Annotated in this window: 11 protein-coding genes; 10 read left to right on the top strand and 1 reads right to left on the bottom strand. The window is 54.3% G+C overall.

Going from position 1 to position 17,407, the window contains the following annotated elements; genetic code table 11:
* Positions 1-67: 67 nt before the first annotated feature.
* The 5 genes from Q8W32_RS10700 (at position 68) to Q8W32_RS10720 (ending at position 9,262) form a co-directional block, all read left to right on the top strand.
* Positions 68-1,057, top strand: a complete 990-nt coding sequence (locus Q8W32_RS10700; protein WP_305414881.1) for a GlxA family transcriptional regulator — start codon at positions 68-70, stop codon at positions 1,055-1,057.
* Between the two features lie 447 nt (positions 1,058-1,504).
* Complete coding sequence (gene aceE / locus Q8W32_RS10705) at positions 1,505-4,156, top strand: pyruvate dehydrogenase (acetyl-transferring), homodimeric type (protein ID WP_305414882.1); 2,652 nt, start codon at positions 1,505-1,507, stop codon at positions 4,154-4,156.
* Between the two features lie 14 nt (positions 4,157-4,170).
* Positions 4,171-6,132 (top strand): pyruvate dehydrogenase complex dihydrolipoyllysine-residue acetyltransferase, encoded by a 1,962-nt coding sequence (gene aceF / locus Q8W32_RS10710; protein ID WP_305414884.1) that lies wholly within the window; start codon positions 4,171-4,173, stop codon positions 6,130-6,132.
* Between the two features lie 282 nt (positions 6,133-6,414).
* Positions 6,415-6,678, top strand: a complete 264-nt coding sequence (locus Q8W32_RS10715; protein WP_305414885.1) for a hypothetical protein — start codon at positions 6,415-6,417, stop codon at positions 6,676-6,678.
* A gap of 544 nt (positions 6,679-7,222) precedes the next feature.
* Positions 7,223-9,262, top strand: a complete 2,040-nt coding sequence (locus Q8W32_RS10720) for an ATP-binding protein (protein ID WP_305414886.1) — start codon at positions 7,223-7,225, stop codon at positions 9,260-9,262.
* A gap of 25 nt (positions 9,263-9,287) precedes the next feature.
* Here the strand turns inward: Q8W32_RS10720 and Q8W32_RS10725 are convergent, their stop codons facing one another.
* Positions 9,288-10,052 (bottom strand): GntR family transcriptional regulator, encoded by a 765-nt coding sequence (locus Q8W32_RS10725; protein WP_303434279.1) that lies wholly within the window; start codon positions 10,050-10,052, stop codon positions 9,288-9,290.
* Positions 10,053-10,325: 273 nt separating this feature from the next.
* On the opposite strand from Q8W32_RS10725, the gene Q8W32_RS10730 reads away from it, so the two are divergent.
* From Q8W32_RS10730 to Q8W32_RS10750, 5 genes are all read left to right on the top strand, one after another.
* Positions 10,326-11,108, top strand: a complete 783-nt coding sequence (locus Q8W32_RS10730) for a (Fe-S)-binding protein (protein WP_305414888.1) — start codon at positions 10,326-10,328, stop codon at positions 11,106-11,108.
* Entirely contained in the window at positions 11,105-12,658 is a 1,554-nt protein-coding gene (locus Q8W32_RS10735; protein ID WP_305414889.1) for a LutB/LldF family L-lactate oxidation iron-sulfur protein, read from the top strand. The genes Q8W32_RS10730 and Q8W32_RS10735 overlap by 4 nt, the downstream gene beginning before the upstream one ends.
* Positions 12,658-13,341, top strand: a complete 684-nt coding sequence (locus tag Q8W32_RS10740) for a lactate utilization protein C (RefSeq protein ID WP_305414890.1) — start codon at positions 12,658-12,660, stop codon at positions 13,339-13,341. The genes Q8W32_RS10735 and Q8W32_RS10740 overlap by 1 nt, the downstream gene beginning before the upstream one ends.
* A 61-nt stretch (positions 13,342-13,402) precedes the next feature.
* Positions 13,403-16,240, top strand: coding sequence for an FAD-binding and (Fe-S)-binding domain-containing protein (locus Q8W32_RS10745; RefSeq protein ID WP_305414892.1), 2,838 nt, complete (start codon positions 13,403-13,405; stop codon positions 16,238-16,240).
* A gap of 199 nt (positions 16,241-16,439) precedes the next feature.
* Positions 16,440-17,216, top strand: a complete 777-nt coding sequence (locus Q8W32_RS10750) for an SHOCT domain-containing protein (protein ID WP_303434274.1) — start codon at positions 16,440-16,442, stop codon at positions 17,214-17,216.
* The last annotated feature ends 191 nt before the right edge of the window (positions 17,217-17,407 follow it).

Below are 17,407 nucleotides of genomic sequence, written 5' to 3' on the forward strand. Positions count from 1 at the left end.
TCAAGTAGATTAATATGGACAAAAGATAAAACAATAATGCCATTTTCAATGATATGGGGGAGACACTTTGTTGCAACATGTGACGGTGCTGCTGGTTGATCAGATGTTGGCCTCCAGTATTGCCATTCCGATTGAGATGCTGGAGGCCGTACGCGCCCGTTTGCAGGTCGCTCGTCAGGGTAATGTCAGCTTCCATATTGAGACCGGGGTTGCCAGGTCGGGAGATGTGGTGAGTCTGGGAGGGCTCAAGCTTTGCCCGGACCGGGCGCTGGCGGATATTGAATCAACCAGTCTGGTGGTGGTGCCCGCCCTGTGGCGCAATCCGCGACGTGTCTTGCAGACACACGGCAGTGTGATTCGCTGGATTGCTGAGCAATACCGACAGGGGGCCAGTGTGATTTCCGTTGGCACCGGGGTTTGTCTGCTGGCTGCCAGTGGCATCCTTGATGGCAAGCCAGCCACCACCCATTGGCATTATCAGGATCGTTTTGCGGCTGATTACCCAGACGTTTTGTTGCAACGACAGCATTTGTTGACTCAGGCCGGGCGTATTTATTGCGCTGCCAGTGTTAACTCCGGGGCAGACATGGTGATTCATTTTATCGGTCAGACCTGGGGGCGGGATATGGCGTTACAGATTGAGCAGCAGTTTTCACCGGAGGTACGGCAGCCGTTTGAAAACCGGGTGTACTCTGACGGGGAAGACTCCCATCATGCTGATGAAAGTATTGCGCTGGTTCAGGGCTGGATGCGTCAGTACTTGCGGGAACCTTTTTCATTGGCCCAGCTCGCAGACAAGGCCGGTTTGAGTGAACGGCAATTCATGCGCCGTTTCAAACAGGTCGTGGGGGTGACACCGCTGGTGTACCAGCAAGCCATTCGCTGCCAGGCGGCGAGGGAATTGTTGCAGCACAGCAATTTATCGGTGGCGGATATCGCCCAGGAGTTGGGATTTGGTGACAGCAGTTACTTTATCAGGATCTTTCGTCGCCTGCAGGGACAAACACCCGGCGAGTTCCGTAAAAAAGTGCGCGGTAAATTATTTACCAGTAGTTAGTTGAAACGTGCCTGAAATATTATTCTGAAATCGATTCTGGTATCAAAATCACCTATAGTTTTGGGTGATTATCGTTATTTTCCATGCTTATAGTTCAGTGATCATGGGCTATTTAGAGCTGTATTTTGTTTTTTGGTGTCGGCTTATCCAGGATTGAAATAAACAACCCTTTTTGTAAAAAAATTACGAGAAGGCGTTGTTTTCTTGTTTGTGACACGGCAGACTGTCGCCCGTCACTTGGGATTGGTACTCTAGACTGACTGGGTATTACGACCAGAGACCAAGAATTTTCAGCCTGTAAAACAGCGTCCGTTGTCGTCACTTGCCCATACGTTCAAATACGTATAAAGAGACAGTAGACAAGACCAGATTTTAGGGGCTGCCAGGCTCACAAGGCCGTCACCCGCGCCTGATCCGGGCGCATGAATAAGAAGATGGGAGTTCCGTATGACACAAGATGTCGATATCTACGAAACACAAGAATGGCTCGACTCACTCCACGCTACCATTCGCCATGCTGGCCCCGAGCGCGCGGCTTTCCTGCTGAAGGCCATGTTTGACCACGCTTTGGCGAAAGGTGTCACCTTGCCAGCAGCGATCACCACACCGTATCGCAACACCATTCCGGTTGATAAAGAACGCCGTATGCCGGGCGACCTGTTTATGGAACGCCGCATCCGTTCGCTGGTTCGCTGGAATGCCCTGGCCATGGTAATGCGTGCCAACGATAACGATGAAGGCCTCGGTGGTCATATTGCCTCGTTCTCCTCAGCTGCCACCTTGTATGACATCGGTTTCAACTATTTCTTCCGTGGCAACGATGACGGCCATCTGGGTGATCTGATCTACTTCCAGGGTCACTCATCCCCTGGTATTTACGCCCGTTCCTACCTGGAAGGGCGTCTGGATGAACAACAGCTGGATAACTTCCGCCGCGAAGTCGACGGTGAAGGCCTGTCCTCCTATCCACACCCCTGGCTGATGCCGGATTACTGGCAGTTCCCGACGGTTTCCATGGGTCTTGGCCCGATTCAGGCGATTTATCAGGCGCACGTCATGCGTTACCTGTCTGCCCGTGATCTGGTTTCCCGTGGTGATCGTAAGGTATGGGCATTCCTGGGGGATGGCGAGTGTGACGAGCCGGAAACACTGGGTGCGATCTCACTGGCGGGCCGTGAACAACTGGAAAACCTGGTATTCGTGATCAACTGTAACCTGCAGCGCCTGGATGGACCGGTGCGCGGTAACGGTAAAATCATGCAAGAGCTGGAAGGCGTTTTTCGTGGCGCTGGCTGGAATACCATCAAGGTGGTGTGGGGACGTCATTGGGACGTTCTGCTGGAGAAAGACAAGACCGGCCTGCTGCAAAAACGCATGGATGAAGTCTGTGACGGCGAATTGCAGAATTATAAAGCCAACGGCGGCGCTTATACCCGCAAGCATTTCTTTGGCAAATATCCTGAGCTGCTGGAACTGGTTTCGGACATGTCTGATGAAGACATCTTCAAGCTGAACCGTGGTGGACATGATCCGTTCAAGGTGTACGCCGCTTACGCAGAAGCCATGGCCAACAAAGGATCACCGACGGTGATTCTGGCTCAAACCGTCAAGGGTTATGGTTTGGGGGATGCCGGCGAAGCCGCCAACCCGACGCACTCAGTGAAGAAACTCGATAAGGACTCGCTGAAGCAATTCCGTGATCGTTTCGGTATTCCGTTGTCTGATGATGAGCTGACCAAGGTACCTTATTACCGTCCAGCACCAGACAGCCCTGAAATGAAATACATGAAAGAACGTCGCGACAAGCTCAACGGTGTTGTACCGTCACGCCGCGTCGATTTTGATGCTTTGAAAGTACCACCGCTGGAAGCCTTCAAGGGTCAGCTGACTGGCTCTGGCGAACGTGAACAATCGTCCACCATGGCGTTTGTGCGGGTACTGTCGCAGCTGGTGAAAGACAAGGAAGTCGGCAAGCGTATCGTACCGATTGTGCCTGATGAAGCGCGTACCTTTGGTATGGAAGGCATGTTCCGCCAGCTGGGTATTTACTCCTCAGCCGGGCAGAAATACACGCCTCACGATTCCAACCAGATCATGTACTACAAAGAAGACAAGAAAGGCCAGATCATGGAGGAAGGCATCAACGAAGCCGGTGCCATGTCTGCCTGGGTTGCGCTGGCAACTGCGTACAGCAACAGCAACTGCGCCATGGTGCCGTTCTACGTGTTCTACTCCATGTTCGGCTTCCAGCGTATTGGGGATCTGGCCTGGTTGGCGGGCGATATCCAGGCTCGTGGTTTCCTGATTGGTGCCACCGCTGGTCGTACCACGCTGAACGGTGAAGGTCTGCAGCACCAGGATGGTCACAGCCATCTGATGGCCCATACCATTCCCAACTGCAAATCCTATGATCCTACCTACAGCTTTGAAATGGCCGTTATTATCCAGGACGGCATGAAACGCATGTACGAAGGCAAGGAAAACTGCTTCTACTACATCACCGCCATGAACGAAAACTACGTTCATCCGGCAATGCCTGTTGGTGCCGAGGAAGGCATTATCAAAGGCATGTACAAGCTGAAAGAAGGTAAAAAATCCGACGCTGCCCGGGTTCAGCTGATGGGGTCCGGTACCATCTTGCGTGAAGTGGAAGCCGCGGCTGACATTCTGCGTGAAGACTTTGGTGTTGAATCCGATATCTGGAGTGTGACCAGTGTGAACGAGCTGACCCGTGATGGTCAGGCCTGTGAACGCTACAACATGATCAACTCCGAGAAAGAAGCACGGGTACCTTACATTACCCAACAGCTGGCTGAGACAGATGGCCCGGTTATTCTTGCCACAGATTACATCAAGACCTATGGCGAGCAATTGCGCGGATACATACCCACAAGCTACAAAGTACTGGGAACCGATGGTTTCGGTCGCTCTGACACCCGTAAGAAACTGCGTCACTTCTTTGAAGTGGACCGTAGCTTCGTTGTTCTGGCAGCACTGACAGAATTGGCAAAACAAGGCAAGTTTGATGCTGCCGAGTTGCCAAAAGTCCGCGCCAAGATGGGTATTGATGAAAACAAAGCTGACCCAACCACGGTTTAACAGGAGGCTGACACATGAGCAAAGTGACTGTAGCAGTACCTGATATCGGTGGTGCTGAAAACGTAGATGTTATTGAAATTTCCGTAGCGATTGGTGATACCGTCACCGTCGACCAGGATCTGATCGTACTGGAAACCGACAAAGCGTCAATGGAAGTGCCTTGTCCACAAGTGGGCACCGTGGTTGAACTGTTGGTGAGCGTTGGTGACAAGATCAATGAAGGCGACGCGATTCTGGTACTGGAAACCGCGGCTGTGGAAAGCGCGCCCGCTGAAGCCCCGGCAGCTCCTGCCGCCATTGCTGAGCCAGCAGCGGCACCTGCTGCTGTCTCCGCAGCGGCAGCAAGCACTGCCAGTCAGCGGATTGAATTGACCATCCCTGACCTCGGTGGTGCTGATGAAGTAACCCTGATTGAACTGTGTGTTGAGCCGGGTACTGAGGTGGCGGCTGAGGACTCGCTGCTGGTGCTGGAAACCGACAAGGCGTCCATGGACGTACCGGCTCCGGAAGCGGGCAAGATTATTGAGTTCAAGGTCTCGGTAGATGACAAGGTCAAGGAAGGGGACGTGTACGCCGTGATGGAAGTCGCGGGTGCTGCTGCCCCGGCATCCACCGCCGTAGCTGAGCCTGCTGTCAGTGCGCCAGTCGCTGCTGTTGCACCGGTCGCAGCGCCTGCGGCACCAGCCGCTGAAATAGAACTGGCCTTGCCGGATCTGGGTGGCGCTGACGGTGTAACCGTGATCGAACTGTGTGTCGCTCCGGGTACCGCAGTGAGTGCAGAAGATTCACTGATTGTGCTGGAAACCGACAAGGCGTCCATGGATGTACCGGCTCCGGAAGATGGCATTCTGGTCGGCTTCAAGGTGAAAGAAGGCGATACCGTCAGTGAAGGCGATCTGTATGCTGTCTTCAAACCTGCGGCGGCCTCTGACGCTGTGGCACCGGCTCCAGCAGCACCGGCCCCTGTGGCTGCGGCCCCTGTTGCGCCAGTGGCTGCTCCAGCAGTGTCACCGGTTTCGGAAAACGGTGCGGTTGCGGTTGAGGAAGAGACGGTCTCCAACGACATTTACGCTGGTCCTTCGTCCCGTCGTCTGGCGCGCCAGTTGGGTGTTGATCTGACCAAGGTGAAAGGCACCGGTATTCGTGGCCGTATCACCAAGGACGATATCCGCAGCTACGTCAAGAACGCCTTGCAGCGTACGGAACAGGCACCAGCTGCCAAAGCGGTGACTGGTGGCGCGGGTATCCCTGCGATCCCGGCGGTTGATTTCAGCCAGTTTGGCGATATCGACATGGTCAAGTTGAGCAAGATCAAGAAGGTGACGGCGGCCAATATGTCGCGTGCCTGGTTGAATGTACCGCACGTAACCCAGTTTGATGAAGCCGATATCACCGACCTGGAAGCATTCCGCAAGTCGATGAAAGCGGAAGCCGAGAAGGCCGGTATCAAGCTGACGCCGATGCCATTCCTGATCAAGGCCGTGGCAATGGCATTACGGGCAGAGCCAAGCTTTAACGTATCACTGCATCATGACGGTGAGCACATGGTTCACAAGAACTATGTACACATTGGTATTGCCTGCGATACCCCGAATGGTCTGATGGTACCGGTACTGCGTGATGCTGATAAAAAAGGCATCTACCAGATTGCCAGAGAAGCCAACGAACTGATCAAGGCTGCTCGGGATGGCAAGTTGAAACCTCGCGATATGCAAGGTGGCTGCTTCACTATTTCCAGTCTGGGTGCCATGGGTGGAACAGCCTTCACTCCGATTGTGAATGCACCGGAAGTAGCGATTCTTGGGGTTTCCAAGGCGCAGATGAAACCGGTCTGGAACGGCCAGGAATTTGTGCCACGTAATATGCTGCCGCTGGCGGTGTCGTACGATCACCGTGCCATTAACGGTGCGGACTGTGGTCGTTTCTTCACCACTCTGGTGGCAATGATTGCGGATATCCGTCGGGTTCTGCTGTAAATTCTTCACCTCGCGTGTGAAGTGGAAGCAAGCCGGTCCTTGGCCGGTTTGTTTCGAAGAGCCAATCATTTGGGGGTTGGCTCTGTCAGGTTCCAGCGGTGTTACGCTTGCTGTGGACTGTCTGTTTACCGGCCACCTGGCCGGTTTTTTTATGCCTTTCTTATCGTAATGAGCCATTCAGATGCTGGCCGTTTTCCACTATTTGTTTCATTTCCTGACATCGGATGACAACGGGATTGGTAAAATAAAGGCTCATTAACAGCGTATTGGAGAAAGCTTCTGATGAAGGATGTGACGGTTATTATGTTGGTGTTGTGCGCTACAGGTAGTGTGGCGTTTGCTGATGAGGGGACATATGGCGATCAAAGCCGCCAGCAGAAGCGTTTTGCTGCCCTTGATACTGATTCAGATGGCGTTATTTCCAAAGCGGAGGCCGAAGAGGCTCCTCGCCTGGCCAAGAATTTTGATGAGATGGATAAAGATGGCGATGGCTTCCTGACATTAGAGGAAATCAAAGCCGGCTTTTCACTGCTGCGGAAAAGCTGATCGTAGTGGAGAAGTGCTTTTAAAGCAGTGTTCTGAGGAGTTGTTGCCAGATCACTGCTATAGCCCGCCTTTAACCCGCCTTTGTGGTTGGGCTACCCGAACCAGGAATTCTGGTGTCTATATTCTGCAGATGCTGTCTCAGATCACAATCAATGCCAATGACGCCAGATGCCAATTCTTTCTGATGCCAGGTTGTATCGTCACCGTGCATACCCTTGTCTGGCCAATAAACACCAGCCTGTTACCTTTCATGCCCTGTTCAGGAGTGGTGGAGGGAAACATCCCGTCTATTATCATTTGCCATTGCGTAATAAACCCGACAGTCAAGAGAAGACAGAGTAAAACCCCTGGCGCGTTGGGATCTCTTAATAGCTCACAATAGTGCCGTGATTGCCTTGTTGTTGGGAATGGCTGCAAATTGTGTTTAGTGCGCTAGTCTTAACGGGTAGGATAGACTGGTTTCGTTATTTCCCGGAGCGCCATGCGCAAGTATCTTCTTCTCCCTGTTTCGCTATTAATCGGCTTGGGTCTGGTCTTTCTGTATATGGACCGGTTACTTATTGCAGAGCAACAGGCATCCGAGACCATTATAGCCAAGACTCGTGTCAGCGAGGTAAGCAGCCGATTATCTGCGGTGGTTAACCAGCATTTACAACTGGCTTACGGGCTAATGGCTTTTGTGCATGTGCGGCCGAATTTTACCGAACGCGAGTTTGAGATTTTTGCGCTCAACAGCCAACGGGCGGCTGACAGTGTGATGAGTTTGCAGTTGGCACCCAATGGTGTCATTACTTACATGACCAATAAAAACGACCACGGCAAGGCGCTGGGTTACGACCTGATGAAAGATCCGATCCGTAGCCCGCTGATCAAACAGGGCATCAATGAGCGTCGTTATATTATTGCCGGGCCATCTCCCTTGTTAACAGGAAGAAAGGCAATTATTGCCCGTATGCCGATTTTTTTATCCGACGGTAGCGACGATTCTTTCTGGGGCTTCTCGACGATTCTGCTTGATATTGATCAGCTGCTGCTGGATGCCGGTTTATCGAAGCAGGAATACTGGCTGGATTTTGCCGTGCGCGGCAAGGATGGATTGGGAGCTGACGGCGATGTCTTTTTTGGCGACCCTGATGTTTTTGAGCGTGATCCGGTACTGGCGACGGTGTTATTGCCAGGCGGTTCCTGGCAAATCGGTGCCAGCCGGGCCGAGGGCTACCACCACTTGCCGATGCAACGAATCATCTTGTGGCTGGTGTTTTTCCTTGTTGCACCCTTTTTAAGTTGGCTGCTCTGGGATTTGATGCACAAGCCCGAGGAGCTCAAGCGTGAAGTGGCGGTCGCCACTGCGGAATTACAAGAAGCGTGTGCTCAGGGTGAAGTGGCCTTGTCGGAAGCCGAAGTCGCCAACCAGGCCAAGTCTGAATTTCTGGCCAATATGAGCCATGAGCTACGCACCCCGTTAAATGCCATTCTTGGTTTCACCACACTGATCGATGCGTGTACCAACGATTCCGATGTGCATCGTTACGCTAACCAGACGCTGACCTCATCGCGGCATTTATTGGCGTTGGTTAATGATATTCTCGATTTTTCCAGAATCCAGGCCGTGGGTGTCGAAATAGAATCGAAACCCTTTCTGTTGCGGCCGATGATGGATTCCGTGCTGGGGAGTCTGAAAGCGCTGGTGAGCGAGAAGCCGGTCAGAGTGTTGTTGAGTATCGATGAAGGCGTGCCGGAGCAAGTTTGTGGGGATGAACTGAGGCTGACCCAGGTATTGATGAATTTTGCCAGTAACGCCGCAAAATTTACCGCTACCGGGACGATAACACTGGCAGTGCAATTGATCCGCTGTAGCGCCGACGAAGTGCGCCTCCGGCTTTTGGTGACGGATACCGGACGCGGTATCCCGGCGGATAAGCTGGCCCTTATTTTTGAGCAGTTCCAGCAAGTGGATGGCTCCGACACGCGCCATTATGGTGGCACCGGTTTGGGCCTGAGTATTACCCGGGCGCTGGTTGAAGCCATGCACGGTGAATTGCTGGTGAGTAGTGATGAGGGGAAAGGCAGTGAGTTTGGGGTGTCGCTGACACTGGCCTTGCCGAGTGAACCCGCAGAGTCATCAGCGTCGGCTACACCGGGGTTGTCCAATGCCCAGGTCCGTCACGAGGAAGATGAAGGCCCGGCGGTACCGGAGCATTTGCTGCTGCACGGGATTCACGTTCTGGTGGTTGATGACAACGTGGTCAATCGCAAGCTGGCCTGCGAAATGTTACGTCGCCGCGGTGCGTCGATGACGTGTGCCAGCGATGGGCAGGAAGCCATTGATATGCTGCTGGATGGTTCAGATGCTATCGATGTGGTGCTAATGGATATTCAAATGCCAGTGTTGGGGGGCTTGGAAGCGACCCGGTTATTGCGTGAGAAATACCAGGTCCGGACACCCGTGATTGGCTTGTCGGCCAATGCCTCGGCACAGGATGAACGTATCAGTCTGGATGCCGGGATGGACGCTTACTTGAGCAAGCCATTCAAGCTGCCAGAGCTGGTGGCGCGGATACTGGCGTTGGTGAAACCTGTCTGACTATCCGAGCCGGGCTGTATTGCGGTTAACGAATCATGGAAAAACGCCGCAGCGAGCGTTGGGCATGGCTTTCAAAACGACTGCTTTGCTGCAACGCCTCTTCCACAAATACCAGGTGGCTATTGACCGCCTGACGGGCGCAATCTTCATTGCGGTTAATCACCGCATCTTTCAGGGCCTCGTGCTGCAAACGAATGGCATCGCGGCGGCCTTCCTCGGTATACAAGTAGGTCAGGTTGGCAGCAATGGTCTGTTTGAACAGGCTGAGTAATGCCCGCATCGAATGTAGTAGCACCGCATTATGTGATGCTTCGGCAATGGATAAATGAAAACGCCAGTCGAGCTCCGCTTCGGCTTTGGCTCCCAGGCGGGCATTATGACCATCGAGCCATTCCTGATAGCGGCGGTTGATAATCGCGTGATCCGACTCCGTGGCCCGCAGCGCGGCGTAATGGGCGGCGACTTCTTCCAGGGCGTGACGATATTCGAGCAGGTCGTAATTGAATTCCGGGTGGCTCTGGAACAGCTCCAGCAAGGGATCGGACAGCGACCGGCCGATACTGTCGGCCACATAGGTACCGCCACCCTGGCGACGAGTAACCAGCCCCTTGGTATCCAGTTTGTTGAGAGCTTCTCGCACAGAAGGGCGGGAAACCTCAAAACGGGCAGCCAGCTCCCGCTCTGTCGGCATCTTTTTCCCTGGCTCCAGACTGCCTTCAATAATCATGCCTTCGAGTTCGGCAGCAATCATATCGGAAATTTTCTGGCTTTTGATGCGGCTCGGGGTCATCAGGACTCCTGTTGGAATTCGGGCCAATCGATGGATGAGGCGCATTCCGGGCACTCCTTGGCCAGCTCATACATTGACCAGCCCAAGTGATGTGCGGTAACTTACGCAATAACATTTGGGTAATTGGTAAGACCAATTTAACCAAGAACAATAAAAACTGCAAGACACCTGTACAAATACCTTTGTACAAACCGCTACCGTGGAGTCGTTATGACCATTACTTCTTCACCCATACAGAGAACCTGTCCGGCCAAGCCGACGCAGGTTTATTTGATGGGTACCTGCCTCGTTGACAGCTTTTTTCCGCACGCCGGAATGGATGCCATTACGGTGCTGCGCCAACTGGGCGTTGAGGTCGTTTTTCCTCAAGGCCAAACCTGCTGCGGCCAGCCCGCCTGGAATTCGGGCTACGAAGACGAAGCCCGTGCCGTGGCTCGTCAACAACTGGCGGCGTTTGAGGCCGATATCCCGGTGGTGGTGATGATGGGGTCCTGTGCGGGTATGGTGCACCTGGAATATCCAGACCTGTTTGCCGGACACCCTGAAGAAGCCCAGGCCAGGGCGCTGGCTGCCCGAACGTATGAGTTCAGTGAATTTATGATCAATGTCCTGGGGCTGGATAACGAGATCCTGACCATCGCCCAACCGCCTTCAGCCGACCAGCCGACCCGGACGGTGGCCTTGCATACCTCCTGTTCTTCGCGCCGCGGAATGGGGGTTGCGGCACAACATATGGCGCTGGCCACCTGCCTGCCCGGATTGACCGTGGTGGAGCCAGAGCGGGTGACGGAATGCTGTGGTTTTGGTGGTACCTTTGCCGTTAAGCAGGCCGATATTTCGGCCGCCATGGCGGAAGACAAAGCGCTGGCCATGGACGCCACCGGCGCGGATGTGATTACCAGTGCCGACTGTGGTTGCATGATGAATATCGGCGGCACACTGGACCGACTGGCAGAGCAGGGGAAAGCCCGCTCAATACCCACACAACATCTGGCGACGCTGGTAAAAGAAGCCCTGACCGGTTACGCCGCTGCAACCAGTGGAGACCCGTCATGAGTACACCCACTTCAACCCCATCGTTTATTGAACTGACAACGATCGTTGACCAGGAAGATCACGACTTTGCCGATATGCAGTCCCGGCACTTCAAGGCGCGGGCAAAAATGTCGCTGGAAAACGATACCTTGCGGGCCAGTTTCCGGGGCGCCAGCGATTTTCTGATGGGAAAACGCAAAAGCGTCTTCCCGGACGATGAGGAACTGGAAGCACTGCGAGACCGTGGTGAAGCTGCACGTCAACGCAGTCTGGCCAACTTGCCCGACTTGCTGGAGCAGCTGGAAACCAACCTGGTGGCCAATGGTATCCAGGTGCACTGGGCCGAGACTGCGGACGAAGCCAACCGTATTATTCACGGCATCCTGGACGCCAATCAGGCGCGTACCGTGGTAAAAGGCAAATCGATGGTCAGTGAAGAAATTGAACTGAACCATTACCTCGAAGCCCGCGGTATTGAATGTCTGGAAAGTGATATGGGCGAGTATCTGGTGCAGCTGGCCCATGAAGCACCGTCCCATATCGTGATGCCAGTGATTCACAAAAACAAACAGCAAATTGCCCGCTTGATGCACACCCGAGCCACCACACCCGATGGCGAGGCAGTGCCATACAGTGAAGACGTGGATGACCTGATCGGTAATGCCAGGGCCATTCTGCGGCAGAAATTCCAGCGGGCTGATGCCGGGATTTCCGGCGTCAATATGGCCATCGCAGAAACCGGCACCCTGCTGCTGGTTGAAAACGAAGGCAACGGCCGTATGTGTACCACCGCACCGCCGTTACATATTGCCGTGACCGGTATCGAAAAAGTGGTGCAGGGGCTGAGTGATGTCCCCGAACTGCTGACACTGTTACCCCGTTCCGCCACTGGCCAGCTGATTACCACCTACGTCAATATGATTTCCGGCCCTCGTCAAAAGGGTGAGCTGGATGGCCCGGAACAGGTGCATCTGGTACTGGTGGATAACGGCCGTTCGAAAATGTTTAACCACCCGAATTTGCAACCAACGTTACAGTGTATTCGTTGTGGTGCCTGTATGAACCATTGTCCGGTGTATGCCCGCGTCGGTGGCCATGCCTATGGCTCGACATACCCGGGGCCGATTGGTCAGGTGGTCACGCCACAGCTGGGCTCTGCCGGAGGACTGGCCGCCAATGGCGATATGATCAATGCCTGCTCGCTGAACGGTGCCTGTGGTGAAGCCTGTCCGGTGCGTATTCCATTGCCGGACCTGATTCGTAACTTGCGTGCTGAAGCGGTTGCTCCGGTGGCCACCCAGCAAAATGGTCAACCCCATGTTAATGGGACCGGCAGTCAGCGTTCACTGGGCGAAAGCCTGATCTGGCAAGGCTGGAGTCTGGTACACAAGGTGCCGTTTTTATACCGCAGCAGCACCCGGGTAATGACCCGTGGCCGTGGCCTGATGCCCGGTAAGCTGGCTCCCTGGACCAATACCCGGTCGATGCCCAAACCGGCCGCCCGGAGTTTGCACGAGTTGGCCCGAGCGGCCGACATTCCATCGGTAGTTACTTCAGAGGAGCAACACTGATGTCTTCCAGAAATACCATTCTTGCCCGCCTGCGTCAGGGTCAGGCCAATCAGGCAAGCGCTGCCAGTCGCACCGATTTACCACCCATGCCACGGCTGGACAAAGCAGTATGGCGCAGCCGTTTTATTGAACTGCTGGAAAGTAATCACGCCGATGTGGTGCCCTGTAGCGAAGACGACTGGCAGCAACAGCTGGCCGAGGTACTGCAACAGCAGCAGGTGACATCCTTGTGTCTGGGCAACAGCCCGGCCAATCGTGAACTGGCAGACGAGTTGACAAGCCGTGTTGCAACGCTGTCGGTGCAATTGTTTGACGACGCGGTTGCTGCTCCTGCCGACAGCGGCATGCGCCAGCAGCTGTTTGAACAGCTGGATGCCGGATTCAGTCGCGCCAGCGCCGCCCTGGCAGAAACCGGTTCACTGGTGCTGGCGACTGGCCCGGAAGAACCACGGACCGTCTCGCTGGTGCCACCATTAAGTCTTGTACTGGTACGGCAGAGTACTCTGGTGGCCAATTTTTCTGCATTGATCGAACAGCCACGCTGGCAAGGGAAACTGCCGACCAATTGGTTGCTGATATCAGGGCCAAGCAAAACGGCGGATATCCAGCAAACACTGGCCTATGGCGCTCATGGCCCAAAACAACTGGTGGTCTTGCTGCTGGATGACAGTACCGGCGCCTGAGCGGTTTTTCCTCTTGAATTTGATGTGGCTGGTGCCCGTGCGCCAGCTCGAAGGACACTTTATGAAACCCGAATACAGTCTGTTTCTGAGCGATCTGGCTCACATTATCAATGCTGAACGGATCGTCACCGATCCGTTACGTACGTTGGCACTGGGTACTGACGCCAGTTTTTATCGCCTGATACCGCAGGCCGTGGTAATGGTCGAAACCGAGCAGGAAGTCATCGACCTGTTGTTGCTGGCCGGGAAACACAAGGTGCATGTGACCTTCCGGGCAGCGGGTACCAGTTTGTCTGGTCAGGCCGTTACTGACGGTATTCTGGTACGCCTGGCCCCCACCTGGAACGGCATGGAAGTACTGGAAGAAGGGGGCAAGTTGCGGGTACAGCCCGGAGTGATCGGTGCCCATGCCAACCGTAAGTTGGCCCCGTTCCAGCGTAAGATTGGCCCTGATCCTGCCTCCATCAATGCCTGTAAAATCGGCGGTATTGTGGCCAACAACGCATCCGGTATGTGTTGTGGCACGGCGCAGAATACCTATCAAACCATTGAATCCATGCGCCTGGTCCTGGCTGATGGCACGGTGCTGGATACCGCGGACCCGGAGTCTCGCACGGCTTTTATGGCCAACAAGCCCGAGCTGATCGAAGCACTGGTATCGCTGCATCAACAGGTGAGCAGTAACGCTGAGTTAAAAGCCCGTATTCAAAAGAAATTTTCGATCAAGAACACCACCGGCTACAGCCTGAATGCCCTGGTTGATTACCACGATCCCATCGATATCCTGATGCATCTGATGGTGGGGTCGGAAGGGACGCTTGGTTTTGTTTCGGAAGTGGTTTATCGCACCGTGGAAGAACACGCGCACAAAGCCTCCGCCTTACTGATGTTTGCCGACATCGAAAAAACCAGCCATGCGGTGACGGCGTTGGCTACCAGCCCAGTGGCTGCCGTCGAATTGATTGACCGGGCCGGGTTACGCTCCGTACAGGACAAACCCGGCATGCCGGATTATATGGCTTCCCTGAGTGATGACGTTGCCGCACTGCTGGTCGAAGTACGTGCCACCACCGAACATGAACTGGAGCATAAGCTGGCCGATGTGCTGGCCGCGTTGTCCGACTTCGATACCCTGCACGGTAAAGCCTTTACCACCGACCCGGCCACGTGTCAGCTGTACTGGAATATCCGTAAAGGCATGTTCCCGGCGGTGGGTGCCATGCGTGAAAAAGGCACCACAGTGATTATTGAGGATGTCGCCTTTCCGGTTGAATCCCTGGCTCCGGCGGTACTGGAACTGCAGAGCCTGTTCAAGAAATACCACTACGATGAAGCCATTATTTTTGGTCACGCCCTGGCGGGTAACCTGCACTTTGTTTTTACCCAGAACTTTACCGATCCGGCAGAAATCCAGCGTTATGCGGACTTTATGGATGAAGTGTGCGTGCTGGTGGTCGGGCGTTACGATGGCTCGCTCAAAGCCGAGCACGGCACCGGGCGGAATATGGCCCCGTTTGTGGAGCTGGAGTGGGGGGCACAAGCGTATGACCTGATGTGGCAAATCAAACACGCCCTGGACCCGGACATGCGCTTGAATCCAGGGGTAATCCTGACCCGCAACCTGCGTGCCCATATTGAAGACCTGAAACCGATCCCGGAAGCCCATGACCTGATCGACAAATGCATCGAATGTGGTTTCTGTGAGCCGGTGTGCCCATCCAAAAACCTGACCCTGACCCCACGGCAGCGTATTGTGGTGATGCGCGAGCTGAGCCGTCTGGATCGTGCCGGGCATGATATCAGCAGCGATCCCCGTTTCCGCGAAGTACAGGCAGAGTACCAGTATCAAGGTATAGATACCTGTGCCGCCGATGGCCTGTGCAGTCTGGCCTGCCCGGTAGATATCAATACCGGTGACCTGAGTCGCTATTTGCGCAGTGAACGGAATCAGCGTTATCAAGGTCGGGCCAACTGGGTGGCCGGGCATTTTGACACCATCGCCAATACCACCCGTACTGGCCTCAAACTGGTGGATATTACCCGTGGTGTGATCGGCGACAAGGCACTGGCGAGCGTCAGCAAGGTGGCCTCTGCTGTGAGCATGAAAGCCTTGCCGCTATGGCACGATGCCATGCCACAAGCCAGCCACAGTGCCAAACCCATTGCACCGGCAGTGGCAGATGCCGACCTGGTGTATTTCCCCAGTTGCGCCAGCCGGAATATGGGCCCGGCGAAACAGGATCAGGACCAGCGCAGCTTGCAGCAAGTCACGTTGGCGCTGGCAGCAAAGGCTGGCGTGACCCTGACCCAGTTGCCAGACCAGCAATCATTCTGTTGTGGCATGCCGCTGGAAAGCAAAGGCATGTTCGAGCAGGCCGATGCCATGCGTGATCAGCTGAATCAGGCCTTATTGACCATCAGCGACAACGGCCGTATACCGGTACTGATCGATACCAGCCCTTGTGTTTTCCGTATGAGTCAGCAGCTTGATGAACGTATCCAGTTACTGGACCCGGTAAACTTTGCCAATCAGTACCTGGTGCCGCAGCTGGACATTGAACCGGTAGACGACGCTGTGGCAGTACACGTGACCTGTTCAACCACCAAGCAAGGCCTGGGTAACGAGCTGATCGCTCTGGCCAGACATTGCTCAACCCAAGTCGTGGTACCGGAAGATATTACCTGTTGTGGTTTTGCCGGCGACAAGGGCTTTATGGTGCCGGAACTGAATGCCTCGGCACTGGCTCCGCTCAAGAGGCAGGTGAAAGACTGCAAAGAAGGGGTGTCTACCAGTCGTACCTGTGAAATTGGTCTGGCCCGGCATGGCGAGATTCCTTATCACTCGCTGTTCTATTTGCTCGACCGGGTCAGCAGCGCCAAAGCGGCGGTTGCGTCCTAGCGGATGTGATGCGGATGTAATCGTTGCTGGCCACTCCTGCTTCAGCGGAATTTTCCTGTCAAGAAACTCCGCTGGGGCATTTGTTTGATATGTTTGAGTTCTGGTTAAAAAATGTTCAGAATCTCTGTAAATATCGGACATTCTCGCCATAGATGCTGTATTGTGGCGACCAATGTACGTCATGCAGCAGGAGGATATTATGAGTAAATTAACAGGCTATGGTCAGGGTGTTGTAAACGACCTGTCCAGCCGCTATGGACTGTCCAGTGACGCGGTTATTTGCATGATTCAGGCTGTTATCAATGGTAACGGCACCATGGCTCAATTCAACTGTCCGGAATTGGGCGGTGGCGGCCAGTGGATGAGTGGTGGCATGACCATGGTGGGCGATATGTTCAACAATGGCCTGAAAAACACCGTCAATAATCTGTGTAGTGAAATTGCCTCGATTCTGGGTAATGGCCAGATGATCTTTGAACAGCCGGCAGCGGGCCAAGGTGGTTTCCAGTCTGGAAACTGGTGGCCGTCTGAACTGGGTAACCCGTCGTCATCCGGTTCACAAAACAATATCCGTTATGCGATTTTCCCCCATTGTCAGCGTCTGGCACTCGACTCCAATGGTCAGGTGAGTGTTTACGATACCCAGCAGCACCAGATCGGTGGTGTCAGCCAGCAGCAGGGTGGTGGTAATTCACTGACCTTCAGCAGCCAGTTCGGTACCGTGTATCTGACCAGCTTGCCGATTGTGTCGGGTCATAACCCGTTTATCAGTCAAGCGCCAGAGCCGGCACAGCCAGCACCCCAGCCAGTACAAAATACTCAACCGCCAGCACAGCACAATAACCAGAATACCAACACTGGTAACCGGGATGATGTGTTTGCGGCACTGGAAAAACTGGCCAGCCTGAGAGATATGGGAATTCTGTCGGAACAGGAATTTTCCAATAAAAAATCCGAGTTGTTGCAACGTCTGTAGTGCGTCTGTAGTGCGTTTGTGGCCAGAGGGCAGTTGTATTGCTGGCTAACCCGGCGGGCGGGCATTTTTATCACTGGTGATAACAATGCCCGCTGCCTTGGGGTTCATCGTCACGGTGCGTACTGCCCGCACGGATACGACAATGCTGTCTTATCCTTCCCAATGTGAAAAAGCCAACACCTTTCTGACAG

It is taken from the genome of Oceanobacter sp. 3_MG-2023, from assembly GCF_030688925.1.
Classification (GTDB): Bacteria; Pseudomonadota; Gammaproteobacteria; order Pseudomonadales; family Oceanobacteraceae; genus Oceanobacter.